21 protein-coding genes and 1 pseudogene are annotated in these 25538 nt (G+C 71.1%); 12 read left to right on the top strand and 10 right to left on the bottom strand.

Annotated features, from left to right (window positions below):
* Window positions 1-251: 251 nt before the first annotated feature.
* The 4 genes from OV090_RS33635 to OV090_RS33650 all read left to right on the top strand — a co-directional run bounded on the left by OV090_RS33635 (window position 252) and on the right by OV090_RS33650 (window position 4861).
* A complete protein-coding gene (locus tag OV090_RS33635) occupies window positions 252-1223 on the top strand; it encodes a hypothetical protein (RefSeq protein ID WP_267708772.1) in 972 nt (323 codons plus the stop codon).
* A 125-nt stretch (window positions 1224-1348) separates the two neighbouring features.
* Entirely contained in the window at window positions 1349-2599 is a 1251-nt protein-coding gene (locus OV090_RS33640; RefSeq protein ID WP_276604792.1) for a tetratricopeptide repeat protein, read from the top strand.
* Window positions 2600-2753: 154 nt separating this feature from the next.
* The gene (locus OV090_RS33645; protein ID WP_267708774.1) at window positions 2754-3698 is read left to right on the top strand and encodes a hypothetical protein; all 945 of its coding nucleotides are present in this window, start codon (window positions 2754-2756) and stop codon (window positions 3696-3698) included.
* A 95-nt stretch (window positions 3699-3793) separates the two neighbouring features.
* Window positions 3794-4861, top strand: coding sequence for a hypothetical protein (locus tag OV090_RS33650; RefSeq protein ID WP_267708775.1), 1068 nt, complete (start codon window positions 3794-3796; stop codon window positions 4859-4861).
* A gap of 67 nt (window positions 4862-4928) precedes the next feature.
* Here OV090_RS33650 and OV090_RS33655 read toward each other — a convergent pair whose 3' ends face one another.
* The 5 genes from OV090_RS33655 to OV090_RS33675 form a co-directional block, all read right to left on the bottom strand.
* A complete protein-coding gene (locus OV090_RS33655) occupies window positions 4929-6059 on the bottom strand; it encodes an efflux RND transporter periplasmic adaptor subunit (RefSeq protein WP_267708776.1) in 1131 nt (376 codons plus the stop codon).
* Between the two features lie 76 nt (window positions 6060-6135).
* Complete coding sequence (locus OV090_RS33660) at window positions 6136-7299, bottom strand: HAMP domain-containing sensor histidine kinase (protein ID WP_267708777.1); 1164 nt, start codon at window positions 7297-7299, stop codon at window positions 6136-6138.
* On the bottom strand, window positions 7296-7964 hold the full coding sequence (locus tag OV090_RS33665; protein WP_267708778.1) for a response regulator transcription factor: 669 nt from the start codon (window positions 7962-7964) through the stop codon (window positions 7296-7298). Before OV090_RS33665 ends, OV090_RS33660 begins: the two co-directional genes overlap by 4 nt.
* A gap of 221 nt (window positions 7965-8185) precedes the next feature.
* Window positions 8186-10135 (bottom strand): FG-GAP-like repeat-containing protein, encoded by a 1950-nt coding sequence (locus tag OV090_RS51130; protein ID WP_267708779.1) that lies wholly within the window; start codon window positions 10133-10135, stop codon window positions 8186-8188.
* 567 nt (window positions 10136-10702) lie between these two features.
* A complete protein-coding gene (locus OV090_RS33675) occupies window positions 10703-12517 on the bottom strand; it encodes a hypothetical protein (protein WP_267708780.1) in 1815 nt (604 codons plus the stop codon).
* Between the two features lie 103 nt (window positions 12518-12620).
* Between OV090_RS33675 and OV090_RS33680 the strand changes: the two genes are divergently transcribed.
* The 5 genes and pseudogenes from OV090_RS33680 to OV090_RS33700 all read left to right on the top strand — a co-directional run bounded on the left by OV090_RS33680 (window position 12621) and on the right by OV090_RS33700 (window position 19020).
* Window positions 12621-13829 (top strand): alanine racemase, encoded by a 1209-nt coding sequence (locus OV090_RS33680; protein ID WP_267708781.1) that lies wholly within the window; start codon window positions 12621-12623, stop codon window positions 13827-13829.
* Window positions 13826-14122, top strand: a pseudogene (locus OV090_RS51135) (DUF167 domain-containing protein); the annotation flags it as partial. The gene OV090_RS33680 and the pseudogene OV090_RS51135, both read left to right, overlap by 4 nt.
* A 1393-nt stretch (window positions 14123-15515) precedes the next feature.
* Window positions 15516-16817, top strand: coding sequence for a citrate synthase (locus OV090_RS33690; protein WP_267708782.1), 1302 nt, complete (start codon window positions 15516-15518; stop codon window positions 16815-16817).
* A 156-nt stretch (window positions 16818-16973) separates the two neighbouring features.
* Complete coding sequence (locus tag OV090_RS33695; RefSeq protein ID WP_267708783.1) at window positions 16974-17903, top strand: cyclic GMP-AMP synthase DncV-like nucleotidyltransferase; 930 nt, start codon at window positions 16974-16976, stop codon at window positions 17901-17903.
* 7 nt (window positions 17904-17910) lie between these two features.
* Window positions 17911-19020 (top strand): SAVED domain-containing protein, encoded by a 1110-nt coding sequence (locus tag OV090_RS33700; RefSeq protein ID WP_267708784.1) that lies wholly within the window; start codon window positions 17911-17913, stop codon window positions 19018-19020.
* Between the two features lie 385 nt (window positions 19021-19405).
* Here OV090_RS33700 and OV090_RS33705 read toward each other — a convergent pair whose 3' ends face one another.
* Together OV090_RS33705 and OV090_RS33710 are read right to left on the bottom strand one after the other, a co-directional pair.
* Window positions 19406-20284 (bottom strand): DDE-type integrase/transposase/recombinase, encoded by an 879-nt coding sequence (locus tag OV090_RS33705; RefSeq protein WP_267708785.1) that lies wholly within the window; start codon window positions 20282-20284, stop codon window positions 19406-19408.
* An 83-nt stretch (window positions 20285-20367) separates the two neighbouring features.
* Window positions 20368-20691 carry a transposase gene (locus OV090_RS33710; protein WP_267701425.1) on the bottom strand — a complete coding sequence of 108 codons (324 nt, stop codon included), beginning with the start codon at window positions 20689-20691 and terminating at the stop codon, window positions 20368-20370.
* A gap of 88 nt (window positions 20692-20779) precedes the next feature.
* Between OV090_RS33710 and OV090_RS33715 the strand changes: the two genes are divergently transcribed.
* The gene (locus OV090_RS33715) at window positions 20780-21361 is read left to right on the top strand and encodes a hypothetical protein (RefSeq protein ID WP_267708786.1); all 582 of its coding nucleotides are present in this window, start codon (window positions 20780-20782) and stop codon (window positions 21359-21361) included.
* Window positions 21362-21367: 6 nt separating this feature from the next.
* Here the strand turns inward: OV090_RS33715 and OV090_RS33720 are convergent, their stop codons facing one another.
* The gene (locus OV090_RS33720; RefSeq protein ID WP_267708787.1) at window positions 21368-22045 is read right to left on the bottom strand and encodes a class I SAM-dependent methyltransferase; all 678 of its coding nucleotides are present in this window, start codon (window positions 22043-22045) and stop codon (window positions 21368-21370) included.
* Window positions 22046-22132: 87 nt separating this feature from the next.
* On the bottom strand, window positions 22133-22717 hold the full coding sequence (locus tag OV090_RS33725) for a Uma2 family endonuclease (protein WP_267708788.1): 585 nt from the start codon (window positions 22715-22717) through the stop codon (window positions 22133-22135).
* A gap of 71 nt (window positions 22718-22788) precedes the next feature.
* Between OV090_RS33725 and OV090_RS51140 the strand changes: the two genes are divergently transcribed.
* Together OV090_RS51140 and OV090_RS33735 are read left to right on the top strand one after the other, a co-directional pair.
* Window positions 22789-23931, top strand: a complete 1143-nt coding sequence (locus OV090_RS51140; protein ID WP_267708789.1) for a VCBS repeat-containing protein — start codon at window positions 22789-22791, stop codon at window positions 23929-23931.
* A gap of 301 nt (window positions 23932-24232) precedes the next feature.
* A complete protein-coding gene (locus tag OV090_RS33735) occupies window positions 24233-24643 on the top strand; it encodes a hypothetical protein (protein WP_267708790.1) in 411 nt (136 codons plus the stop codon).
* Window positions 24644-24712: 69 nt separating this feature from the next.
* Here OV090_RS33735 and OV090_RS33740 read toward each other — a convergent pair whose 3' ends face one another.
* Window positions 24713-25537, bottom strand: a complete 825-nt coding sequence (locus OV090_RS33740; RefSeq protein ID WP_267708791.1) for an SDR family NAD(P)-dependent oxidoreductase — start codon at window positions 25535-25537, stop codon at window positions 24713-24715.
* Between the last annotated feature and the right edge of the window lies 1 nt (window position 25538).

The following is a 25538-nucleotide window of genomic DNA, read 5'->3' on the forward strand; positions in this document are numbered from 1 at the left end:
ATCGGCCAGATTCCGGACCCAGCGGCCTGCGCCTGGGTCTGCTTCAGGCACGCGGTAGGTTCTGCCCATGCTGCAGAGCCTACCGCGGGAATTACCGTGATCTTAGAAGAAGCGGTCTCACCGTTCGCATCATCACGGGTCTGCTGGGGTCGCTGGCTTGCTCCCACGAACCAGAGACGCAGCTGCCCCCGGTCGTTGCGGCCAGCAAGTACGTCGACTATAGCACGACCGCAGACACCTCCGTCATTTGCATGGACGATTTGCTCGCCAGGGAAGATCGCTTCATCGAAAAGGTCGCGTCCGAGCTCGGGGTCGAGCCACCGAGTGGACGCATCCGCCATATCCAGGTCACCGGCGCAGAGTTCGATGTACCCAAATCTTGGCCTTGTCCAGCTTCGATGGATTGCTACTGGTACAACGAAGAGCGCAACCTCGGTACGATCCTCTCGGTCGGGATCGTCAACTTTCACGAGTTGGTCCACGCTGTCGACATCCCCGCGCTCGGAGACGGCCACAGGACGCTAGGTGAAGGGCTCGCTACTTACCTCGGTTCGATTACGCGAAGCGATTCGGTAGTGGCCCAGTTCCCTGAGCGATTTCTGGCCATGCTGACCGAGTCACCCAAGCCGTCTGACTACCCAGTCGCCATGCACTTCGTGGGCTCACTTTGGGTCCGCTGGGGCGCCGAGAAATTCATGCAACTTCGGCGCGAGATGCCGGCAGACGCGACGCTGGACCAGTTCGCGTCCGTCTTTGCGTCCGTATACGACGTGCCCCTGGATGCGGCGCTGTCCCAAATGACCGTCCCCCTGTCGGGTCAGTTGATACCGTTGGGGTGCGGTGATGGGGTTGAGCAGATCTTCTGGGACGGAGATAAGTCCACCGAGGCCTACCTGCGCGGAGAATGCGGAGACCCTGGATTTGTCGGCGGCGGGTTCGTCGGCGATTTCATGGGGTTCGGCAAGACGTTCACGATCGATCTGCCCCAGGCGGGGTATTATCGAATCGCCGTTACCGCACCAGAGGGCGCCCCCCCGAGTTTCAGCATGGACGGCTGCCCCGATATCGACGCCGTCAGCATCGCATCGGCCCTCGACGGTCGGTGGGAAGGCATTCTCTATGCAGGTCGTCACGCCCTGTCCGTGGCCTTCCCTCAGGCGCCGGAGCCCAAAGGTGAAGCACACCTCAAGATGGAGTGGTTAGGGCCGCTGGGCTCGCCATGACCGCGGGCGCCGGCGCGCACGTGGTATGTACTCGCTGCCCAGTCGTCGCTGTTCGTCCGCCTGGCACGCACCCAAAGCCAGGCCGTCAGTATGCCCAAAAGGACATGCTCGCTAAAGCATGTTCGATGGGCCAGCATCACCAACCACGCACTGCGCGCCGTCCGGACGAGCGTCCATCGCCTTCATCTTCGCGCGTCCGCGCGCACGCTCGCGCGATCACGCGCCGGATCGGCGCAGGCTTGCGCGTTGAGCCGCGCGGCGGCCAGCCACTATACTGGCCGGCGCTGACTGTCTCGGCGAGGACCGTGTCTCAGGAACACCCGCACACTGCCATCGCCTTGCACGCCGTCGGCCAGGAGCTGCGGCGCCAGGGCAAGTTCGAAGAGGCCCTCGATCACTACAACCGCGCGCTCGTGGTGCAGCGGACGATCCTGGGGGCCAAGCACCCGTACACCGCCAGCACGCTGTCGGCGATCGGCCAGATCCTGTTCACCCAGGGTCACCACGACGCTGCCCTCGATCATCACCGGCAGGCCTTCTCGATCAAGCGCGAGCTGCTGGGCGCGGGCCACATCTTCACCGCCAATACCCTGTTCGACCTCGGCCTCGCCCTGTTCGCCGCCGGTCAGCGCGAGGAGGCCCTCGCCGCCTACACCCGCGCGCTGACCGTCCAGCTGCGCGCCCTCGGCCCCGGCCATGCGCGCACGATCAGCACCCAGCAGGCGATCGGCGAGCTCCTGCTCGCCGAGGGTCACTTCGCCGACGCCCTCAGCCACCTCCACGCCGCCCACGCCGAGCTCGAGCAGCTGCGCCCCGCCGGTGACCCCGCCGACATCGATCGGCGGCTTATCCCCGTGATCGTCGGCATCGGCCAGGTCCTCTTTCAACAGAACCAGTACGCCGAGGCCCTGGTCCACTACGGGCGCGCGCTCGGCCTCGCCGAGACCCACCGCGGCCCGCACCACGAAGACACCCTGGCGATCCTCCACGACCTCGGGCGCGCCCGCGGCCGCGCCGGCGACAACGACGGGGCCCTCGACGCCTTCCAGCGCAACCTCGCCGGCCTGCGCGCCCTGTACGGCGAGAACCACGCCCGCGTCGCCGCCACCCTCAACGCCATCGGCCAGATCCACTACGGCCGCGGCGATCACCGCGCCGCCCTCGACCACTACCGCCAGGCCCTCGACATCCGCGTGCGCGTCCTCGGCTCCGAGCACTGGCAGACCGTCAGCTCGCGCTTCAACTGCGGCACCGCCCTGCGCGAGCTCGGCGACGCCGCCGGCGCGAACGAGATGGCCGCCGCCGCCGAGGCCCTCGAGCGCATCCTCGGCCACGATCACCCGCACGTGCTGTCGACCCGCTCCTGGCTGCGCTGACCGCCCGGACGTCGAGGCCGCCTCGCGCGTCGCGTCGACATGTCCGATGGGACATGCCCATGAAGACATCCGCCGCCCACCGCCGGAACGGCCCGCTCGCGCGCCCACCGGTCCCGCGGTTGACCGCCCCCCGCGCGCGAAGTATCACCGGAGCATGCGTTGCGTCCTGCGCTCGCTCCGCCCGTCGGTCCTGTTCGCGCTCGCGTTCGTCCTGGCCTGCTGGCGCACCGCTGCGCCGGCCCGGGTCGACCCGCTGACGCTGCTCCCGGCGGAGGCCAGCCTGGTCGCCCACATCGACCTGCAGGCGCTGCGGGCCGCCCCGCTGTGGCAGCAGAACCGCGCCCTCCTCGACGCCGACCCCGACGCCAGGCGCACCCTCGACGCCCTCGCCGCCTGCCGCGTCCCCTTTGAAAACCTGCGCACCCTCGACCTCGCCGTCGCGGCCAACGGCGTCGACGTCGCCGCCGTCCTCGTCGGCGACGGCGTCGGCGAGCGCGACCGGCTCGCCTGTCTCGAAGGACAGCTCCCCGATCGCGGCCTCAAGCTCGACACCAGCGGCCCCGAGCCGGTCGTCGTCCTCCGCGGCGCGCGCGGGCGCATCGTCGGCCCCGACGTCCTCCTGCTCGGCACGGCCGGCTGGTCGCAGCAGCTCGACGCCCTGCGCGCCGGCACCGGCGCCAGCGCGGCCACCGGCCCGCTGCAGCCGCTCATCGCCCGGATCGCCCAAGGCCGCCCGGTCTGGTTCGCCGGCCAGGTCCCCACCAAGGCCGCCGTCTCGCTGGCTCCGGCCCTGTCCGGCCTCGAGCAGGTCCGTGGCGCCCTCGATCTGCGCGACGGCCTCGGCGTCGAGCTGGCCCTCGGCATGCGCGGCGAGGACGTCGCCGGCGCCACCCTGGCCGAGTTGAAGAAACAGTTCGAGGCCCTGCGCGGCGCCGGCATCCCGCCTGCGATCCTCGACCGCGTCGGCCTCGGCCAGACCGGCCGCGAGGTCACCATCGAGGTCCGCCTCGGCATGGCCGAGATCGCCGCGCTGCACGGCCTCGCCGAGGCCCTGCGTCCCGCCCCGGCCCCGGCTCCCGCCTCGCCCGCCTCGCCGTGAAGCCACGCGCCTCGCGCCGCTGGCAACAACCTCTCTTCCGCGCAAGCGAGCGCGCGGGCGTCGACGAGGGCGCACCTTCGCGCCATACTCGCCGCGTGTACGTCCGCCTCCTCGCTTCCGCCTGCTGCCTCGCGCTCGGCCTGCTCGTCGCCTGCGGCGACGCCACCCAGTCGACCAGCGAGGCCGGCGATCCGAGCGGCCCTGCGACCACCGGCGGCCTGACCACCGGCGTCGTCGTCCCGCCGACCAGCACCACCACCAGCACCGGCAGCTCCGGCGTGTCCGTCACCACCACCGACGGCCTCGAGAAGTACGACCTCCCCGACGACGAGGAGGTGCCCGGCTGCGGCGCCGTCGACGTGCTGTTCGTGGTCGACAACTCCAAGTCGATGGCGCAGTACCAGAGCGCGCTGGCCGACGCCTTCCCGCAGTTCGTCGACGCCATGATCGACAACCTGCCGAAGGGCGTCGACCTCCACGTCGGCATCACCACCACCGACTTCTACTGCACCGGCGCGGGCCAGGCCTGCTGCCCCGACAACTGCCCGGTCGGCAACACGCAGTGCCAGATCGGCACCACCCCCGAAGAGGTCGAGGCGATCGACCAGTATTACCTCCCGCCGACCAGCGGCGACAACGGGGCCAACGGCTCGCAGGGCCGGTTGTTCGTCCACGACGGCATGGCCTACTTCGCCACCAGCACCGACGTCGACCCGGCCCCGCTCAAGGCGTGGTTCACCGGCGCCGCCACGGCCGCCGGCGAGCAAGGCTCCTCGCTCGAGATGCCGGTGGCCGCCGCCGCCTACGCCACCAGCGCGACCAACGCCGCCGCCAACGAAGGCTTCTTGCGCGACAAGGACGCCGTCCTGCTGGTCTTCTTCCTCACCAACGACCCCGACGCCTCGCTCGAGGTCCTGTCGACCTACACCGCGATGGTCCGCGACGCCAAGGCCGACTGCGGCGGCGACGCCTGCATCCTCACCGCGGGCCTCATCAAGAAGTGCGTCCCGGCCGAGAACCAGAAGCTGTGGCAGTTCATGAAGGCCTTCGGCGAGGAGCCGATCTGGGGCGACATCGAGGACAAGGCCGGCTACGTCGAGATCGTCGGCGAGGCCCTCGCCGCCACCCTCGGCGACGCCTGCATCCATATCCCGATCGGCTAGCGTCTTGTCTTGAAGACATGCCCCAGCGGGCATGTCCCCGAGGACATGCCCTGCGAGTTACAGTCGCTCAGCGGTACAGCTCGCCCTTGAGCGCGAACACCCCGGACACGACCACCCGCTCGTCGACCGAGAGGCCTTCCTTGACCTCGACGCGCTCGAAGTCGCCGACCCCGAGCGTCACCTCGCGCATCTCGAAGGTGCGCTCGTCCGTCGCCACGAACAACCGCGGCGCCCCGTCGATCTGGATCACCGCCTGGCGGGGCACCACCACCGCACGGCGCTGGACCGAAGTCGGGCGGATGTTGGCGTGCACCGCCTGGCCCGCGCGCAGCCTGCCCGACGTGTTGTCGACCACCACCCGCACCTCGGCGCTGCGGGTCATCGGGTCGAGCGCCACGCTGACGAACTCGACCACCCCGGCGAACGCCTCCTCCGGGCGGTTGGTGGGCGTCAGCTCGACCGGGTCGCCGGGCTGCACGTGCAGCACCTCGCCCTCGAACACCGACAGGCGGACCCACAGGCTGCGGCGGTCGGCGATCATGAACGCGGTGTGGCTCGGCACCACCGCCTGCCCGCGCGACACGTGCACGCCGACGACGTCGCCGGCGATCGGGCTGGTCAGCGCGTTGAACCCGAGCTTGCCCTTCGACGGCGCGCCGGCGAGGGCGGCCACCCGCTGCTTGGCGGCCCGCAGCTGCGCCGCTGCGATCGCGGCCGACGAGATCGCCAGGTCCAGCTCGCGCTGGGACGTGATGCCCTCGGCCAGCAGGCTGCGCTTGCGCTCGACGTCGCGGCTGGCCGCCAGCAGCCTCGCCTCCATCGCCGCGATGTCGGCCTGCGCCGTGCCGAGCTCCGCGCTGACCAGCGTCCCCAGCACCTGGCCGACCTCGACCTTGCTGCCCTCGATGACCTCGACGTCGGCCACGCGCCCGGCGATCCGCGAACCCACCGCGGCCAGGCGCTGAGCGTCGAACTCGAGCACGCCGGTCACGTGGACGATCGGGGTTACGTCCTCGTAATGCGCGGGCGCGACGGTGATCCCCACCCGCTCCGCGTAGCCCGCCGGCACCTCGACCACCCCGTCGCGGATCACCGGAAGCTCGGGCGCCTTCATCTTCGCCGCGCTGGCGGCCTCGCCGCCGCCGCAGCTCGCCGCGCCCAGCAGCCCCATCAACCCCAGCAGCAAGCCGGCGGTCACTCGCGCAGTTCGGGGGCCGATCCGTCGCATCACGGTGCTCGCATTACTGTGGATCGCCGGCCGCCTGTTCCGCCGTTTAAGAAACGGTAAAGCCCGGATCGATCATGCGAGTCAACCGGATCGTGAACCTCGCCCCGCCGCCCGGCGCCTCGCCGACGTCCAGCGTACCGGTATGTCCCTCGACGATCCGGCGGGCGATCGCCAGCCCGAGTCCGAGGCCTGCGCGCCCCTGGGTGCGGTCGGCCGTGGGTGCCGTCGCGCGCACGAAGGGCGCGAAGATCCGCTCACGTTCGCTCGCGGGGATCCCCGGTCCCTGATCGTCGACGGTGACCGCGAGCCACGCACCCTCCGCGCGCACCTCCAGCGTCACGGTCCCGCCCGGCGGCGAGTACGCGACCGCGTTGCTCACCAGGTTGCCGATGGCGATCTCGAGCGCGTCCGCGTCGACCTGGGCCACCAGTTCGTCCGGCCCGGCGAACGCCAGCTTCACCCCGGCCCGCGCCGCCGCCTCGGCCCAGCGCTGCGCCGGCCCGTCGAGGCGCGCCATCAAGTCGACCCGGGCCCGCTTCACCCCGCCGCTCGCGCGCGCCAGCTGCAGCAGCGCCTCGACCAGCGCCGACATCCGGCGGACCTCGTCGAGGGTGCGGTCGGCGAGGTCCTCCCACTCGGCCGGCGCACGCGGCCGCCGCCGGGCCACCTCGAGCGTGCTCGACAGCACCGCCAGCGGCGAGCGCAGCTCGTGCGAGGCGTCGGCCGCAAATTGCCGCTGGGCCGCGATCCCGCCGTCGATGCGCGCGAACAGGGCGTTCAGGGCCGAGGCCAGCGCGTCGAGCTCGTCGCCCGCGCCGGTCACCGGCAGGCGCTCCTTCAGGTCCTCCGCGCTCATGCGGGCCGCCGCGGCGATCACCGCGTCGATCCGCGCCGTCGCCCGGTGCGTCAACCACCGCGCCCCCGCGATCGACAGCGCCAGCCCGACCGGCGCCGCGATCGCGAACGCCACCAGCACCTGCGCCAGCAGCGTCTCGGTCGGGAACTCGATCGCCTCCGGCCCGTCGTCGTCGACCTCGCCCGCGTCGCCGTCGTCGTCGATCTCCGCCGCTTCCTCGGCCGCGTCGCGCAGCTCGTCGACGTACAGCACCAGCGCCGCGGTGGCCGTGAACACCAGCAGGCTGAGCGCCGTGGACGCGCCGATCCAGAAGCCCAGCCAGCGGCCGAGCGAGCGCCGGCGCGGCGTCGTCATGCGTCCGTCACCCGCGCGCGGAAACCGGCCCCACGCACCGTCTCGAGCGCGATCGGCAGGCCCGTCAGCTTGCGCCGCAGGTGCGCCAGGTGGACATCGATCGCGTTGGTCCCGGGGTCGTGCGAATAGCCGAACACCTCGCGGAGGATGTCGATCCGCGGCACCACCTCGAAGCGGCGGCGCAGCAGATAGGCCAGCAGCGCGTGCTCCCGCGGCGTCAACACCACGCGCACGTCGCCGTGGCGGACCCCGAACTCGTCGTCGAGCGCCACCTCGCCCTCCTCCACAGCCGCCCAGCGCGGCCCCCCGGCGCGCCGCGTCAGCGCCCGCAGCCGCGCCAGCAGCTCGGCGAACTCGAACGGTTTAATTAAATAATCATCGGCGCCCGCGTCGAGCGCGGCCACTCGCGACTCGACCGCGTCGCGAGCGGTCAGCACCAGCAGCGGGATGTGCGGCCGCTCCGTGCGGAGCAGCTGGAGCAGCGTCATCCCGTCCATGTCCGGCAGCCCGAGGTCGAGCACGATCGCGTCGAGGCTGCTCGCTCGCGACTGCTCGAGGGCCTTCGCCGCAGCGAGCGCGGGGACCACCGCGATCCCCTCCTCTGAAAAACCCTGCTCGAGCGCGCGCACCAGCCGCTCGTTGTCTTCGATGAGCAAGATCCGCATGAGTCCCTCGCAGTGTACCCGCGGATCCGGCGCGGGCCGCGGCCGCCGGATTAAGAGCGCGTTAAGCCGGCCCGCACATGCGCGAGCAAGGCCTCACGCGCCCGCCCGCTCGACCTCGCGTCTCACGACATGTCCCGAGAGACATTTGATTCGCCCTTCGGGACATGTCCTCGAGGACATTCGACAGCCCCGGCGCGCTGTCCCCGAGGACATCAGCACTCTCACCCCCCGCAGCCGATCGGGTACCCGCCGCGCGGCGGCGCTGCGAGCTCGTCCGTCTCGAAGCCCATCTCGCCCGCGCAGCGCGCCCGCCACAGCCGCGGCGTCGCCTGCGGTGCGTGCCACAGCACGTCGTCGCAGCCGTCGCCGTCGAAGTCGCCGACGCAGGTCGTCGCCTCGTGCGGGGGCGTCGGCGCCGGCACGCGCTCCGGGGCCTCGCCGGTCATCCGCCACAGCCACGCCCGGTCCGGCGCTGCCGACCACCACAGCGCGTCGTCGGCCCCGTCGCCGTCGAAGTCACCGACCTCCACGCGCGCCTGCAGGTCGCCCGCGCCCTCGCTGCGCGACCAGCCGGACGGATCGCAGCTCCCGTCCTCGCGCCACAGCCGGTCCGGGTGCCAGCGCACCGTCGCCTGCGCGCGCGGGTCCCACCACAGCGCCTCGTCGAGCCCGTCGCCGTCGAAGTCGCCGACGCGGCCGACCTGCTCGTCGCTGCGGCGCAGCCCGCAGGCCGGCATGCCTGTCCGCTGCAACATGTCCTTCGAGTCATCTCCGAACGCCCACAGCTCGACCCTGAACCGCTGCGCGTCGAGCCACAGCACCTGGCTGCGGCGCGCCCCCGAGCCGCGCCCCGGCGTCCACAGCCCGACCAGCGGCCAGCCGTAGCCGGCCGCGAAGCGGTCGTCGAGCGGCTCGTCCTCGACCCCGCCGGCGCGCCACACCCAGCGCGCGTCGACCTCCGCGCCGGGCCGCCACCACCACACCGCGTCGCGCCCGTCGCCCGCGAACGCCCCCACGATCGGCGCCGCGCTGCCGGGCGCCTCGACCCGGCTGCGCACGAACCCGCCGCGGCCCTGCGCCGGCGGCTGCCACAGCTCGTCCGTGATCTCCTCGGGCCCGAACATCAGCACCTCCGTGCGCCCGTCCTCCCCGGCCAGCGCCACCGGCCGCCACGAGCGCGGCGCCCGGCTCGGGCACGGACCGTCGCGCTGACACAGGCTGAACGACCGCCGCACGAACCGCCCCGCCGGCGCGCCGTACCACACCTCGTAGGACTCGCCGCCGGGCACGAACCACACCACGTCCTCGCGGCCGTCGCCGTCGACATCGACGCGCGAGCGCGGCAGCGCGTAGAGGATCGACGCGCCCAGGCGATCGCCGCGCGACAGCCGGCCCTGCTTGCTGGCTTCCGAGATCCCCGGACAGCGCGCGTCGCCCATCACCGACGCCGGGTCGGGGTACGTCAGCCCGCGAAATTCGGTCGAGGCCGCGTCGACGCAGATCTCCCGCGACTGCTCGAACCGCGAGTGCTCGTGCACGAACCCCAGCAGGTGCCCGAGCTCGTGCAGCACCACCATCTCGGGCGAGTACATCTCGCTCACCAGCGCGTCCGGCCACACGAGCAGCCGCGCCCCCTCGTCCTCCGGCGCCGTCGCCGGGAACGACGCCGACGCCAGCGGGCACCCGCCCGCGCCGCACTCGGCCGCCGCGCCCTGGCGGATCGTGAACGCCACCTGCTCCGGCGCCGCGCAGTCCGGCGTCCCGTCGAGCGCCTCGCGGTGGATGAAGTTCACCCCCGACGCCCGCTCCCACTGCGCAGTCGCCAGCGCCAGCGCCGCGCGCGTGCGCGACTCCAGCGCCGCGTCGGTGAACTCGCCCAGGCAGTACGACAGGTCGAGCTTGCGGCCGACGTCCCACGCGCGATCGAGCGTCCCGCGGCACTTGACGGCGCTGCGATATGATGTCTCTTCCGACATGTCCGATTCGACATGTCCAGAAGACAGCAGGATGTCGCCCTCGATCCGCAGCCCGCCGCCGATCAGCACCTCGGGCGCCTCGCCGCCGCAGACCCCGTCGTCCGCGATCAGCACCGCCCGCTCGCAGCTCGCGAGCGCACCGACCGCCAGCGCCGCGACCCCTGCCAGCGGCGCGCTCCGGACCCACCTCTTCACCCGCCTCGGGATGCCCGACCGGAGCCACCCGCGCAACCCGCCGCCGCGGCCGGTGGCCGCGCCCACCCTCCAGGTCCCCGGCCCGTGAGCGCGCGGGCGAGCGCCGAGATCTCGACACTCTCCGTCGCCGGCCGTTCTGGACCTGTCCCCGCGGACATGCGACGCGACCTCCGCGCCGCGCCAGCGCACACGCCTCGCCTGACGCCGTCGAACAGGTCGTCGCGGGCGCACGCCCGAGGTCTCCGGCGCGCTGCGCCTCCGGCCGACGACGCGATTCGTCGACGCAGCGCCGTTCGGACGACCTCCGATTCGCCCGCCATCGCCGCGCGCCGCCGCAGCGCCGTTCGGACGACCTCGGGTCCACCGCCCTCGCAACCCTCGCTTGCACCCGGGCGATCGCGGCATCCGGCCTCGCTCGCTCCTCGACGCGCGACAGGCGGCACGCGCCTCGCGCCTGCCGCCCGCCATCACTGTCCTTCCGGACCCGTCCTTTCGGACCTGTCCTCTCGGACCTGCCTCATCGAGCCTGCCCCCGAGGACATGTCCTCGGGGACCTGCTCGAACGAGCTAGTACACCTGCTCTTCGGTCGCCGCGCCCTGGCAGCCGTCGCCGCCGTCGGGCGCTTGCGGCTTGCCGCCGGCGTTGCCCTCGAAGCCGCCGTCGCCGCCGAGGCCGCCCTCGCCGGCTGCGCCGGCCTGCAGCTGCACGTTGGCCAGGCCGACGAAGCCGCCGCCCACGCGGGCCACCGCGACCGACGCACCGCCGCAGCCGCCGGCCGCACCGCCGCCGCCGCCGCCGTCGCCGCCCTTGGCCCCGAGCGCCCCGTTGCCGCCGCCGTCGCTCGGGTCGCCGCTGTTCTTGCCGAGGCCGAAGTTGCCGCCGCCCTTGCCCACGCCGCCGTTGCCGCCGTTGCCGCCCTTGCCGCCCTTGCCGCCCTTGCCGGCGTTGACCAGCGAGTTCGACACCTGGATCGACGAGTTGATCACGACGATCCCGAACGACCCGCCGCCCGCGCCGCCCGGACCCCCGGACGCGCCGCCGCAGCCTGCACCGCCGCCGCCGCCGCCGCCGCCGCCGAGGTGCGTCGCGTCCCCGCAGGTGAACGGCTCCTTGTCGGTCCCGCCGGCACCGCCGCCGCCGCCGCCGCGCCCGTGAGAGCCACGGGTGCCGCTTCCGCCGCTGGTGCCCGCCCACATGCCGTTGGCGTCGAAAGCCCCGGTCGGCGCCACCCCGGCCGAGCCGGCGTTGCCGGCCGACCCGTTGTCGCCGATATTGCCCGCCACGCCCGTGCCGCCCTTGTCGTTGCAGCCGTTGATCACGTTGAGGCTGCACTGGCTGGCGCCGTTCATCCCGCCCGCGCCGCCCTGCGTCGAGTCGCCGCCGGCCAGGCCGTCGCCGCCCTTGCCGCTGGTACAGTCGGTCGCCGACCCGCCGCCGCCGCCGTTGGCCCCGCAGCTCGACGTCCCCGCGGATCCGCCACTCGCGTCGCTCGCGTTGCCGCCGAGCCCGCCGTCGTCGCCCTTCGTGCCCGTCTGACCGCTGGTGCCGGCCCCGCCGTCGCCGCCGTTCAGCGTGCAGCGCTCGACCTGCAGCAGGTCGTCCGCCGAGTCCTTCACCCACAGCGCGTAGCTCGTCTGCCCCTGGTCGCTGAAGTCCTTGCCCTCGACCGTGAACCCGTGGAACCGCACCGACTCGGTCAGCCCCGTCGCCTGCACCGCGCGCGCATCGCTGCCCACGATCGTCGTCGTGTTGGCCTGCAGGTCGTAGATGAACGACTTCGGCGTGTAGCCGCCGAAGATGCTCACGCCCGAGGCCAGCGTCACCGACTTGGGGTACGTCCCCTTGCTGACGACGATGTCGCACTTGTCCGGGCACGCGAGCGCCAGCTCGATCGCCTTGGCGAGGGTCGCCACCGGCGTCTCGTGGGTGATGCCGTCGTTCAGATCGCTGCCGCCGTCGGGCGGGGTCGAGACGAAGATGAGCCCCTCGTCGATCCCGCTACAGTTCGGGTCCGGCACCTCCTCGGAACAGCCCTCGCCGGTCGTCGTCGTCGTCGTCGTCGTCTCGCTGTCGCTCTCGCTCGTGGTGGTCGTCGTCGTCGCGTCGGTCGTCGTCGTCGTCGTCGTCGCGTCGGTCGACGTCACCGGCTCGGTCGTCGACACCTGCGTCGTCGAGTCGTCCGCCGTGCCGCTGCCCTCCGTCGGCACCGTCGTCGTCGGCACGCCCTCGGTCGTCGTCTCGGTCGGATTCATCGTCGCGCCGACGGTCGCAGTCGAGGTGTTGTTACCGTCGGTGGCCGAGGTCGAGGTGATGCCGCCGTCGTCACCGCAGGCGAAGAGGAGCAGGAGCGTGGCCGGGAGCAAGCGAGGCGTCATGCGCATGACCGGCAGGGTAAACCCACCTCGGCTCGCAGTACAACGCGGCCACCGGGCCGTACGCCCCCTCGGCCTTGTCTCGGCCAGACCGGTGCTGCACACTCCCGCCGTGCCCGGTCCTGACGCCGCCCGCGCAGCCGCCATCCTGGCGGACCTCGGCCCGCTGCTGCCGGGCCTCGCCTCGCCGGCGCTGGTGATCGACCTCGCCGCAGTCGACCACAACATCGCCGCGGTGCTGCGTCGCTGTCGCGGCGACCAACCGGACGACCTCGACCGTGGCGCCGATCGCTGGCGTCCGCACGTCAAGACCCTCAAGTCGGCCGCGCTGGTCCGCCGCCTGTGGGCCGCGGGGGTCCCCCGTTGCAAGTGCGCCACCCTCGACGAGCTGCAGCTGCTGCTCGAGGCCGCCGCCGAGGATGACCGTGAGGACAGCCTCGACGTCCTCCTCGCCTACCCGCTGCACGAGGCCGCCTTCCACGCCGCCCGCCGCCTCCACGCCGCCCACCCGGCCGCCCGCGTGCAGCTGCTCGCCGACGGCCCGGAGCACGCCCTCGCCATGGATCGCTGGGCCCGCGGCGGCGCCGGCCCGATCGACCTCCAGCTCGACGTCGACCTCGGCATGGCCCGCACCGGCAGTCCTCCGTCCGTCTGGCGCGACGCCGTCGCCGACCTTGCGACGCTGTCACATCTCCGCATCACCGGCCTCCACGGCTACGAGGGTCACCTCGCCTGGAGCCAGACCCGCGAGGCCGCCGCGGCTTACGACGCCCTGTGCGATCTGGCCGAGGCGGTTGCTTGCATCGGCAAGGGTCCGCTCGAGCTCGTCACCTCGGGCACCCACAGCTTCTCGGCCGCCCTCGATCACGGGCGGCTGAACGGCGGCCCCTGGCACCACCGGATCTCCCCCGGCACCGTCGTCCTCAGCGACCTGCGCAGCGAGTCCGCCGCCGCGCTGCTCGGCCTGCGGCAGGCCGCCTTCGTGCTCGCCCGGGTCGTCAGCCGCGGCCGCGATCGCGTCACCCTCGACGCCGGCAGCAAGGCGATCGCCCCCGACCGCCCGGCGCCCAACTGTCACTTGCCGGCCTGGCCGGGCCTCGTCCCGCTCTCGCCCTCGGAGGAGCACCTGCCGCTGCGGCGCGAGCACGGCGCGCTCCCCGACCACGGCGCGGCAGTCCTCCTGATCCCCGATCACGTCTGCACCACCGTCAACCTCTACCGCGAGTGCCTGCTCCTTCGGCCAGGTGAGGGTCCGACTCGCGCGGCCATCGGCGCCTCCGGCCACCGCCTCTTCTTCTTCGCCCAGGACCCTCCCGCATGAGCGCACCGCAAGGTCCCGTCCCCTCGCCCGGTCCGGTCCGCGACCACGCCCGCGGCTGCGAACTCGACGTCGTCGTCGCGCCGCGGGCCGCTCGCAGCCAGGTCGTCGGCCTCCACGACGGTCGGCTCAAGGTCCAGCTGGCCGCGCCGCCGGTCGACGGGGCCGCCAACGAGGCCCTGCGCGAGCTGCTCGCCGATCGCCTCGAGATCTCCGCGAGCGCGCTCGAAATCGCCCGCGGCGCCACCGGTCGGCGCAAGACAGTCCGCGTCGCCGGCGTGAGCGCAGCCGTTGCGCGCGGCCGCCTCGGCCTGGCCGCCGTGGCTCTCGGCCTCGGGCTGTCCGCCTGCACCGTCGAGGTCCCGTTCCCGATCCGCGTCGTCCTGCCCGACGACTCGACCGACCTCAATCGCGCCGACAACCTCGCGCTCGAGCTCGGCCCCGACGCCTACTTCGTCAGCTATCCCGTGCGCGGCACCGACTTCGAGGTCGAGCTCGAGTTCGAGCCCGACGCGGTCGAGCGCACGCTCGCGCTCTACCTGGCCGATGGGACAGAATTGCTCGCATGGGGCCGCAGCGTCCCGTTCGTGATGTTGTCGCCGCCGGGCGACCTGGCGGTGTTGATGGCGCGTCCCGGGGTCCTGTCGGTCTATCCGGGCGAGGTCGCCGAGCCCGACCCCGACCTCCTGGCCGTGCATGCGCCGGGCCGCGGCCTGATGTTGATGAGCGGCGCCGGCGACATCGCCCTGCTCAACGAGACCAGCTTCGACATCGAGCTCGGGGCACGCCTGTCGTCTCCGCCCGAGCCCGGTGACGGCGCCTTCGTCGCCGACGCTCGCGGCCGGGTCTGGCGGGTCGGCGTCGACGACGGGATCGGCGCCGCCATGTACGATCCCGGCACCGACGTGTGGGCGGTCGCCACCGTCACCGGCGACGACACCGGCGCGCGGCCCGGCGCGGCCGCGGTCGTCGGCGCCGCGCACGATCGCCTCTACCTCGCGGGCGGCGGGGCCCACACCGACCTGGTCGCCCTCTCGCTCGACCCCGATGAAAAAGGCGTCATCGCCCTCGCCCCCGTCGCCGCGCTCGACGGTCCGCGCACCGGGGCCCGCCTCCTCAGCCTCGCCCGCGGCGACGACGAGGTCCTGCTGCTGGTCGGCGGCGCCGAGGCCGACGCACCCGCGGTGTATTTCCCCGACGGCGGCCACGCCCTGGGCCCGGCCGGCGACTGGACGAACATCCAGTGCATCCGCCTCGACGACGACGAAGCGGATGAAGCCGCGACCATCGACCTGCTGTGCCTGGGCGGGTTACGCGGCGGACAGCCTACCGGCGACGCGCTCGTGCTTCACGTGCCGTCCGCCGTCGAGGCCACCGAGGTCGAGGAGCGGCCGGCCTTCCTCAGCGCGCCGCTCGCAGATCCCCGGCTCTTCGCAGATGATCTGGCCGTGTACGCTCAGGGCGCCGCCCAGTGGTGGCGGGTCGATCGGAAGGACCTCGCCGTCGAGCTCACCGAGACTGTGGCGACCCGCGTGAACGGCGGCCATTCCATCACCCTGGGGACCGGTGTTACCTTCCTGGTTGGCGGCCGAGACCTGGACGATCGCGCTGTCGATCGCTGGTGGATCTTCGCTCCCAGCTTGGCTCCCATGTAGCCGTCCCTGAAGGCGGCGTTCCCGGAGGCTCTCCATGGCCGACACTCTGACGATCACCGACAACCGAACCGGCAAGACCTACGAGATCGACATCAAGGACGGAACGATCCGCGCGGACGCGCTGCGCAAGATCAAGACGTCCGACGACGACTTCGGCCTGATGACCTACGACCCGGCCTTCATGAACACCGCGTCGTGCCGGTCCGCGATCACCCTGATCGACGGCGACAAGGGCATCCTGCGCTACCGCGGCTACGCCATCGAAGACCTGGCCGAGCGGTCGTCGTACATCGAGGTCGCGTACCTCCTGCTCCACGGCGAGCTGCCCAACGAGGCTCAGCTGCGCAAGTGGACCCACGAGATCACGCACCACACCTTCGTCCACGAGTTCCTCCGCAAGTCGATGGAGGGCTTCCGCTTCGACGCCCACCCGATGGGCAAGCTGGTCAGCATGCTGGGCGCGCTGTCCACCTTCTACCCCGACGCGAAGAAGGTCCGCGACGACAAGACCCGGCGTCAGGAGATCGTCCGCATCATCGCCAAGATGCCGACCCTCTCGGCGTGGGCGTTCCGCCACGCCGTCGGCCGGCCGTACGTCTACCCGGACAACGAGCTGTCGTACTGCGGCAACTTCCTCAACATGATCTTCCGGATGGCCGAGCCGCGGTTCGAGCCGCACCCGGTGCTCGAGCGGGCGCTCGACATCCTCTTCATCCTCCACGCCGACCACGAGCAGAACTGCTCGGCCAACGCCGCCCGCGCCGTCGGCTCGGCGGAGACCGACCCCTACTGCAGCCTGGCCGCCGCCTCGGCCGCCCTCTACGGCCCGCTCCACGGCGGCGCCAACGAGGCCGTGCTGCACATGCTCAAGCAGATCGGCAGCGTCGGCGCCGTGCCTGAGTTCATCACCGGCGTGAAGAACGGCAGCGGCCGCCTGATGGGCTTCGGCCACCGCGTCTACAAGAACTACGACCCGCGCGCCAAGGTCATCAAGAAGCTCGCCCACGAGGTCTTCGAGGTCACCGGCAAGAACCCGCTCCTCGAGATCGCGCTCGAGCTCGAGAAGATCGCGCTGAACGACGACTACTTCGTCAAGCGCAAGCTCTACCCGAACGTCGACTTCTACTCCGGCATGATCTACCAGGCGATGGGCTTCCCGGTCGACATGTTCCCGGTCCTGTTCGCCATCCCGCGCGCCTCCGGCTGGCTGGCCCAGTGGCAGGAGATGCTGCAGGACCCCGAGCAGAAGATCGCCCGCCCGCGCCAGATCTACACCGGCGCCGACCTCCGCCCCTACGTGCCGATGAGCGAGCGCGCCACCAAGCCCGCGACCTGATCGCCGCAATCGACTGAACCGCCGAAAAGGGCCCCGCCGCACCGCGCCGGGGCCCTTTCTGCGTCTGCGAAACCTGCACCTCCGCCCATTTTGAACCTCGTGACGTCCTCCATGATCGGATGAGGTCGTGCCAGGCACCACGGATGGAGACTTCCCATGAATCTCCAGTCGAAGTTCCTCACCTTTCACAAGGCCGTCCTGCTCTCGAATACGGACGAGAACGCCATCCTGCGCGAGAAACGAGACGCCGTGCTGCAGCGTCTGCGGGATGGCGGGCTCCGCTTCGCCTCGTTCAATCAAGGCAGCTACTCGATGGGTACCGGGGTCCAACCGGTGAAAGCCGATTACGACATCGACGTCGGCATCGTCTTCACCGGTGTCCGACCCGACGACCCGCTCGCGGCCAAGCGCAAGGTCCGTGACGCCGTCGAGGGGCATACCACGCGGATCGAGTGGCTGCGCCATTGCATCCGTGTGCAGTACATCAAGGCGCACGAACCCGTCTACCACGTGGACTTGGCGGTCTACTGGGAGGACGAGTGGAGCCGGCTCGTCTTGGCGGTCGGCAAGGAAGGCTCGAGCGGACCGCACAAGTACTGGGAGCCTGCCGATCCCAAAGGCTTTCTCGACCGGGTCGCTCGCCACGGCAGCGGCGAGAGTGCCGCGCAATTCCGCCGCGTCGTCCGCTACTTGAAACGCTGGAAGGACGTTCATTTCCCGGTCGAGGGGAACGCCGCCCCCATCGGCGTCGGGTTGACGGTCGCTGGCTTGTCCCGCTTCCAACCCGTCTGCGGCTTCGCGCCACGCACCGAAGCCGACTACGATGACCTCGCGGCCACACGAGCGTTCGTCGACAACATGCGCAGCGGCTTCCAATACGTCAGTCACGACGGCGAGCTCGCCCAACGCCTGGTCGCTGCGTTTCCCGTCCAACCCCACAAGGATGTGTTTCGCAAGATGACCAATCAACAGATGCAGGAGTTCAGGGCCCGACTCGGCGCCCTGAGCGACGCGCTTCAGGACGCCCAGCGGACCCAGACCACCCAGGCGCTGGTGCGCGCCTTCGGGGCCGACTTCCCGCGCTAGTCTCACCATGTCACCGGGGCGAACGCATGTCCTTCGGCTCGTCGGCCCGATCGGCGATCACCGGCCGTCGGTCACTCTCGACGAGGTGGATCGGGCGATAGCTCCCCGCTCACGGGTCGACGATGGCCTGCTCGTCTCCCTTGAGCACGGGGACGGGACCGAGGAGCTCTACACCCTCGGCGCGCGGGCGATCGCGCAGAAGGTGCCCGGCTTCCTCGAGCACCGCGTAGGTGCGAGCGAAACCAACCACCTGTCCATCTTCGGCTTCGCGCCGATGCCTCTGCTGATGCTGCTCGGCCGCACGATCGGAGACAAGCAGCCCGCCGAGGTCTACGAGCGCCACCGACATACAGATTCATGGTGCTGGGACCCTGACGGCCCTCCCTTGGAGTGGATCACGAATTTCCCCGCGCATCCGGTGCGAGGCCGCGCCGTGGCCCTGCTGCTGTCTGTCAGCGCAACAGTCGACGTGGGTGCCGTTGGTGAGGTCCTCGGTGGAGACTTCGACGTCGTCGAGCTCACCCTGCCGGAGCCCCGACGCGTCCCCAACGTCGTACGCACTCGCGCTCATTTGCGGGGTTTCGCCGAGCAGTGGCGCAGCACTCTCAATCGCATCAGGAGCGAGTACGGGCCGAGCCAGGTGAACCTCTTCCCTGCCGCACCCCTCTCGGTATGCGTCGAACTAGGACGGCGCCTCCTACCGAAAGCCGACCCCGAGCTTGTCGTCTTCGACCGCTTCGGCGCTCGCTTTTGTCGCGCACTCAGCCTCCGCGGGCCCGAGGTCACTCCGAGCGCGCCCCCAGCGTCTTCCACTGCGTCACCGGGACGCCCGACCCGGGGCGTGTCCTGGCGGGTCTTGCTCCACCAACTGTTCGTCCACGGGTTTGAGAACCACGAACTCCTCTGGCGACTCGGAATTCTCCAACAAGGGATAGAGACGAGCCTCCCGTCGACCGAGGTCAGCAATGACAAGTTCGCGACCCAAGTGATGAAAGTGCTCGAACGACGGGGCCTGATCGACGACGAGCTCTTTCGCAACCTCCGCGAGCACTTCCCGAGTCCTCAGCGAAGAGCCGAGATCGACGCGATTCAAGACGCCTGGCGGAAGGAGTCGTAGGAGGAACCGTGCCTCGAAACTTCGACAGACTCCACCAGATCGCAGTGGACTGCGGGCAAGAGCCAGCGCCGAGTCGACGTCAGGCGGCGGAAGCTCTCTGCGCCGAACTCCGGGACCTGTTTTGCAACGATGTCGACTGCTTTGCGTACCAGCTCGAAGTGCGGGTCCACGGCTCGGTTTGCAACGACACGCATCTACTCTCGAGCGACACTGACATCGCGGTCATCCCCACCGGATGCCGCTTGCAGCCGACTCCCAAGCACGGACCGGCCCCCTCGAGCGTGTGCGACCCACTCAGGTTCCGCTGTATTGGCTCAGCGTGAACGGGACAGAGGGTGGGTTGACGAACGGAGACGCTGAGGGTGAAGTGGAGGGTCGAGAGAAGTTACGCGGCGGTGCCGAGGTGGTCCAATTCTCGGCGCTTGCGTCGGAGCTCTCGGGCTGCCTCTAGCTTGCGATCGCGGCCGGCCCAGATCTCGGTCTCGCGTCCGAGGAGTTTGTCGCGCGGGCTGACGTAGCCGATCGCGCTGTGAAGGCGGTGGTTGTTGTAGTGGTCGATGCGGGTGGCGATGGTGGCGTGGGCGCCGTCGGGCGTGACGGCGTGGATGGTGTTCTTGTCGAGGGTCCGGTGATACCGCTCGATCTTGCCGTTGGCCTGGGGGTAGTTCACCGAGGTCCGGACGTGGGTCAGGCCGGCGAGGTCGATGAAGCGGCGGAAGTCGCCGGCGATGAACTGCGAGCCGTTGTCGGAGATGACCCGCGGGTGAGCGCCCGGGTGGACCTCGAGGGCGCGCTGGAGGATGAGCTCGACGTCGGCCTCGGTCATGCGATCGAGGAACTCCCAGTGCACGACGTATCGACTGTAGCCGTCGAGGACAGAGCACAGGTAGTAGTAGACGCGGGCGATGCTGATGACGGCGATGTCGATGTGCCAGTGCACGTGCGGGCCGAGGGGCTGGACGAAGCCGGTGCCCTTCTTGCTCGGCTTCGGTCGATGACGATCGAGCCGGCCGGCCGCCCGCAGGACGCGGTAGGCGGTCGCGGGGCTGACGGCAACGACGTCGTCGTCGAGCATCATGAAGGTCAGCCGCCGATAGCCCTCGAGCGGGTGCGTGTCGAAATAGTCGACGATCGCCTGACGCTCCCAGGGCTCGATCCAGTGGTCGCGCGGGGTCTTGCCATTGTGCTCGTTGAGCTTGCCGTATCGCCGGCGCCACTCGTAGAACTTGGCGCGGGCGATGCCCAGCCACTCCACGAACTTCACGAGCGGCACCTCTGTCTTTTCGGACAGCCTGTGCACAAAGTCGACGACCTGGTCGCGCTCGTCGTGGGGAACCCAGCGGTCCGTCAGGGCTCCCCAACAGATTTTTTTGTCCGGACCAGCTCCTCGGTCACCTCGGCGATCACCTCGTCCTTGCGGGCCAGACGAGCCCTGAGCCGCTCGTTCTCCGCGAGCAGCTCCTGCTCCCGGCTAGTCTCGACGCGCTTGCGAGATTCCCCGAACGCCGCGGCGCCGTGCTCGAACAGGTGGCGCTGCCAGCCGTAGAAGACGCTCGGCTGCAGCTCGGCGCCCTCGCAGACCTCCGACACCGGCACCTTCTCGAGGTGGTGTCGACGCAGCAGGTTGATTTTCTGGTCAGGGGTGTGGTGACGACGTGTCTTCTTGCTCATGGGCGGTCCTTGCCCCGGCTCCTTCTACCAGGCCGGGGCGTGTCCCATTCCAGCTGAGCCAAAACACCGCGAGGACCTCCTCGTCTACTTGAAGAAGCGGTACGGCGCGCACCTCGTATGCCAGCAACACAAGGCGATCCTTCTGTGCGGCGAGGGGGGACGCACGCAGGCGGACATCGTCGTGCTCATCCCTCAGCTCTGGCAACACAAGGTCTGCCCCCACTGCGGCCAACCCCAGTGCAGTCACGGCTACGAACTGCGCTCTTCCTGCGACCGCCAGTTCCCGATCGCCACCTGGCCCGACCAGCACCGGGAGAACGCGGCGGCCTATGATCTGCAAACGGGCGGACGCTACAAAAAGGCCGTCCGCGCCGCCAAGGGCCTACTCCGCTCCGGGCTCGAAGAGTTTGCGTCCATCCCGTCGGTGATCCCTTCGGTCCTGGTCGAGAACCTCTTCGCTCGCGTGCCCCAGGGCGCATACGCCGAGGCGAACGGTTGTCCCTACGACCTTGTGAGGTGCGTCCTCGACGCTTTACAGATGGAGTTCAGGTATGGCCGCGCGCGGCAGTTCCAGGAGCTGAGCGATAAACGGCCCCTCTTCGACCCCGCGCAGACCTGGACTTATGCTCGGGTCGAGAGATGCGTCCGCCAGATGCATGCCCTGCTCTGAGACCCTTCATCGTCGCCGCGCCAGCAGATAGGCGCGCTGACTGAGGAACTCGCGCGGCGTGCTCGGCCCGCGGTCGAGCCGCGCGGTGAGGTCGAAGCCGACCTCGTCGAGCCTCGCCAGGACCTCCTCCGCCGCGATGAAGTGCCCGTCGAGGCCGATGCGATGGCCCCACCACTCTTCCAGGCGGCGCATCGATCCAGCCGGGAACCCTGCCGCCGACGTGTGGACCGCCAGCAGCAGCGCCCCCCCGGGCCGCACGATGCGAGCCATCTCCGCGTACGCCTGCGCCCGCCTCGCGGCGTCGAGGTGGATCACCGAGTAAATCGCCACCGCTCCGGAGAGCGATGCGTCACCGAACGGCAGCGCCAGCAGCGAGCCCCGCACGAACTCCAGACCCTGTACGCCCGCGTGCAGGCGCTGCGCCTCGGCGATCATGCCCCCCGAGACGTCGACCCCCGTGACCCCGAGGCCGAGCTCCGCCAGGAAGCGCGCCTCGAAGCCGGGGCCGCAGCCGAGGTCGCCGATCAGGGCCCCGCGGCCCACCATCTCCGCGAAGGCCGAGAGCAGCGCGCGATCGAGGATCTTCTCCGCCAGGTCGTCCGCGTACTCGGCCGCGTAGTGGCGCGCGACCATGTCGTAGGTCGCCTCGATCTCCGCGTGGCCACGATCTTCAGGACCCGTCATCGTCGCCCTCTCTCGTTACCACGTTCCAGCGCGCATCGTCTGGCCACGTCGATGGCTTCCCGTCAGACGCCGCGAAGCGCGTGCGCCTCACTCCTCCGCGGACTCGGGCGGCTCGGGCATGAACAGGTCGGCGACGACCAGCTCGATCGCCTCGAACGGAGGCACGCGGGCGACAGCGCTGCGGTCGTACGTCCCCGCCAGCACCCAGCGCCCGCGCTCGAGCGTGAACGCCTCGAGCACGGCCGCGACCGGGTCGATCAGCCAGTAGAAGGGCACACCGTGCCTGGCGTACAGCTCCAGCTTGACCACGCGGTCGCGCCGCACGCCTTTGGGCGACAGCACCTCGCAGATCCAGTCGGGCACCACGTCGATCGGCCGCTTGCCCCAGGGCGACGGCAACCGTTCGCGCCGCCAGCCGACCACGTCGGGTCGGACCACGTCGTGGTCCGTGAACTGGACGTCGACCTCGACCACGATCCACCACCCGCCCGGGCCTCCCCGCCCGCGGTCGAACGGTCCGCGCAGCCCGTCCACCACCCCGCTCTGCGCGTAGCTGTGCTCGAACAGCGCGCTCGGCTGCGTCACCAGCTCGCCCGCGAGGATCTCCGCCTTCACGTCGCGCGGCGTGGCGAGCAGATCCGCGTAGGTGGCGAGCTTCGGCGCGGCGGTCATGCTCGCCAGCATACACGATCCTCCAGGACCTCGCGGCTTGCGGCCGGCGCCGCGCCTGATAGCCTGCGGAGGTGGCCGTTCGCACCCTCGTCCTCGCCGCCTGCGCCGCGCTCGCATCGACCGGCTGCAGCGACGACTGCGGCGACGGCGAGTACCACGACGCCGAGATCTGTTTCAAGGAACATGTCCTCGAGGTCCAGTCGGAGGCCGCGAATCCGCTCGCCTTGCGCTCTGGGGACTTCGACGGCGACGGCGTCGACGACGTCCTGGTCATCGGCGCCGCCGCGGGCACCATCACCACCGACCTGCGGCTCGGCGACGGCGACGGCGGCCTCGGCGAGCCGCGCGACGTCGGCGTCGCCGGCTGCAGCGCCTATCCGGTGGTCGGCGACCTCGACCTCGACGGCGCCGCCGACCTCCTGTTCCCCTCCTGCGACGCCGGCGTGTTCGTCTACCGGGCCGACGGCGCCGGCGGCTTCGCGCCTGCAGTCGAGGTCGCCGTCGGCCTGAAGATCCGCACCACCGCAGTCACCGACGTCGACGGCGACGGCCGCCGCGACCTGCTCGTCCTCGGCAGCCTGTCCGAACAGCCAGCCGTCAGCCTCGTCCGCGCCGACGCCTCCGGCGGCTTCCTCGCCCCCATCGTCCAGCCCGTCGTCGTCCCCGGCCTCGACCGCCTGCAGCCCGGGGGCTTCGTCGCTGGCCGGCTGCGCCGTGACGGCCCGGTCGAGCTGGTCCTGGCCGAGTGGGAGCGCAGCGACGGCCTCGCGCGGGCCACCGTCGAGGCCGGCGTCGTCGGCCCGTTCGTGGCCATGACCACCGGCCTGCGCCCCGGCGGCCTCTGGCTGCGCGACCTCGACGACGACGACATCCTCGACGTCCTCGTCCTCGACACCGCCCCCGTCGCCCTCGCCCCGCTGCTCGGCCCCGACCTGTCCGAAGGGCCACGTACCGACCTCGGCTCGCGCCCCGGCCCGATCGCCCTCGCCCACCTCGACGGCGACGGCAGCCTCGACGCAGTCCTGTTCCACGGCGACCGCCTCGGCCTGTGGCGCGGCGTCGGCGACGGTCGCTTCACCGCCGCCGTCCAGCTCGAGTTCTCCGCCGACGTGATCGAGGTCGTCCTGCCCGACCTCAACGCCGACGGTCGGGCCGACGTCGTCGCCGGCCTGTTCCCCGACGCCGGCCTCGCCATCCGCCTCAGCGGCCCCTGACCTCCGATCCCGAGAAGTCACGGCGTCCCCCCGCGATGCCCGAGGCGCCGGAGCACCGCGCAGCCACGGCGAACAGTGTCTCGCTCGCGGCGTCCACGAGTCCCACGCATCATCGACCTCCCGCCGCGGGGAGCACCGCTCGCCGCGCCTGTCCGGCGCGCCGTGCCCGACCCCCTCGCCGCCGCCCTCCGCGACCCCGGCCTCGTGCCTCCCTTCGGCCCTGTCGGCCCCGCCTGGGCTCGCTCGCCGGCGGTTCGCTAATTTCGCGCGTTTCGCCCGCGCTGATACCCTTGGCGGCGCCATGCCCTCCACGAGCCCCTCCCGCAACTACGAGTTCTCGGCCACGGAGAACGTCATCATCCGCCAGCTCGTCGACGCCATGCGGTTCGTCGCCGCGGCCTCTCTGGCGGTGGGCGCCTTCGTCCTGATCCTCGGGATCGCCGGCCTCGTCACCCAGGGGCGGTCGGCCGTCGGCCCCGCGCTCGGCGACTTCGCCGAGGCGGTCGTGTTCGTGCTCATCGGCCTGTGGCTGCAGCGGGCCGTCGACGCCTTCAACCGCGTCGTCGACACCAGCGGCGACGACATCACCCACCTGCTCGACGCGCTGCGCGAGCTGACCCGCGTGTTCTCGCTTCAGCGCACCGTCCTGGTCCTGGCCGCCATCGTCATCGTCATGGCGATCGGCATCCACGGCGTGCTCTCGCTCGGCTGAGCGATCGGGCATGCCCTCGGAAACATGCCCGTAAGGACATGCCCGCAAGGACATGTCCTTTCGCTCGCCCTAGCGCCGCGTGAACTTGCCGAGCCAGCGCGGCAACAGCTGCTGGTAGAACCGCTCCGGCGCCAGCCGCTTGAGCCGCCACAGCCACGCCCCGTCGGCGTGGGGCAGCGCGTAGAGCGTCCCGGCGGCGGCCGCGTCGAGGGCGAAGCGCGCGACCTCGGGGGCCTGCAGCGTGGCGCGGTCCATCAGCTTGCCCACGGCCGAGGCCCGGCTGTCGCTGCCGTGGTGGCGGCCGGCGTCGATGATGCGGGTGCGGAAGAACGTCGGGCACAGCACCGTCACGCCGATGCCGGCCGTCGCCAGCTCGGCGGCCATCGTCTCCGACAGCGCGATCACTCCGGCCTTCGTCACGTTGTAGGGCGCCATCGTCGGCGTGCACAGGAGGCCCGCCGCCGAGGCGACGTTGATCACGTGGCCGCGGCCCTGCGCGCGCATCTGCGGCACGAACAGCTCGCAGCCGTAGATCACGCCCCACAGGTTGACGCCCATGATCCACTCCCAGTCCTGCTGGGGGATGGCGTCGACCGGCCCGCTGGTGGCCACGCCGGCGTTGTTGATCAGCAGGTCGACCCCGCCGAGCAACGAGGTCGCCGCCTCCGCCAGCTCGGCCACCGCGGGCCGCTGGGCCACGTCGCACGCGCGCGCGAAGGCCTTGCAGCCGAGCTTCTCGACCATCGCCGCGGTCTCCTCGGCGCCGGCGAGGTCGATGTCGGCGGCCACGATCCGGGCGCCCCGCCGCGCGAGTTCGAGGCACAACGCGCGGCCGAGGCCACCACCCGCGCCGGTGACCACCGCGCGCACCGGCTTGTCGAAGGAGAGCGTCATG

It is taken from the genome of Nannocystis sp. RBIL2, assembly GCF_026626745.1.
In the GTDB taxonomy this organism is placed as follows: Bacteria; Myxococcota_A; Polyangia; order Nannocystales; family Nannocystaceae; genus Nannocystis.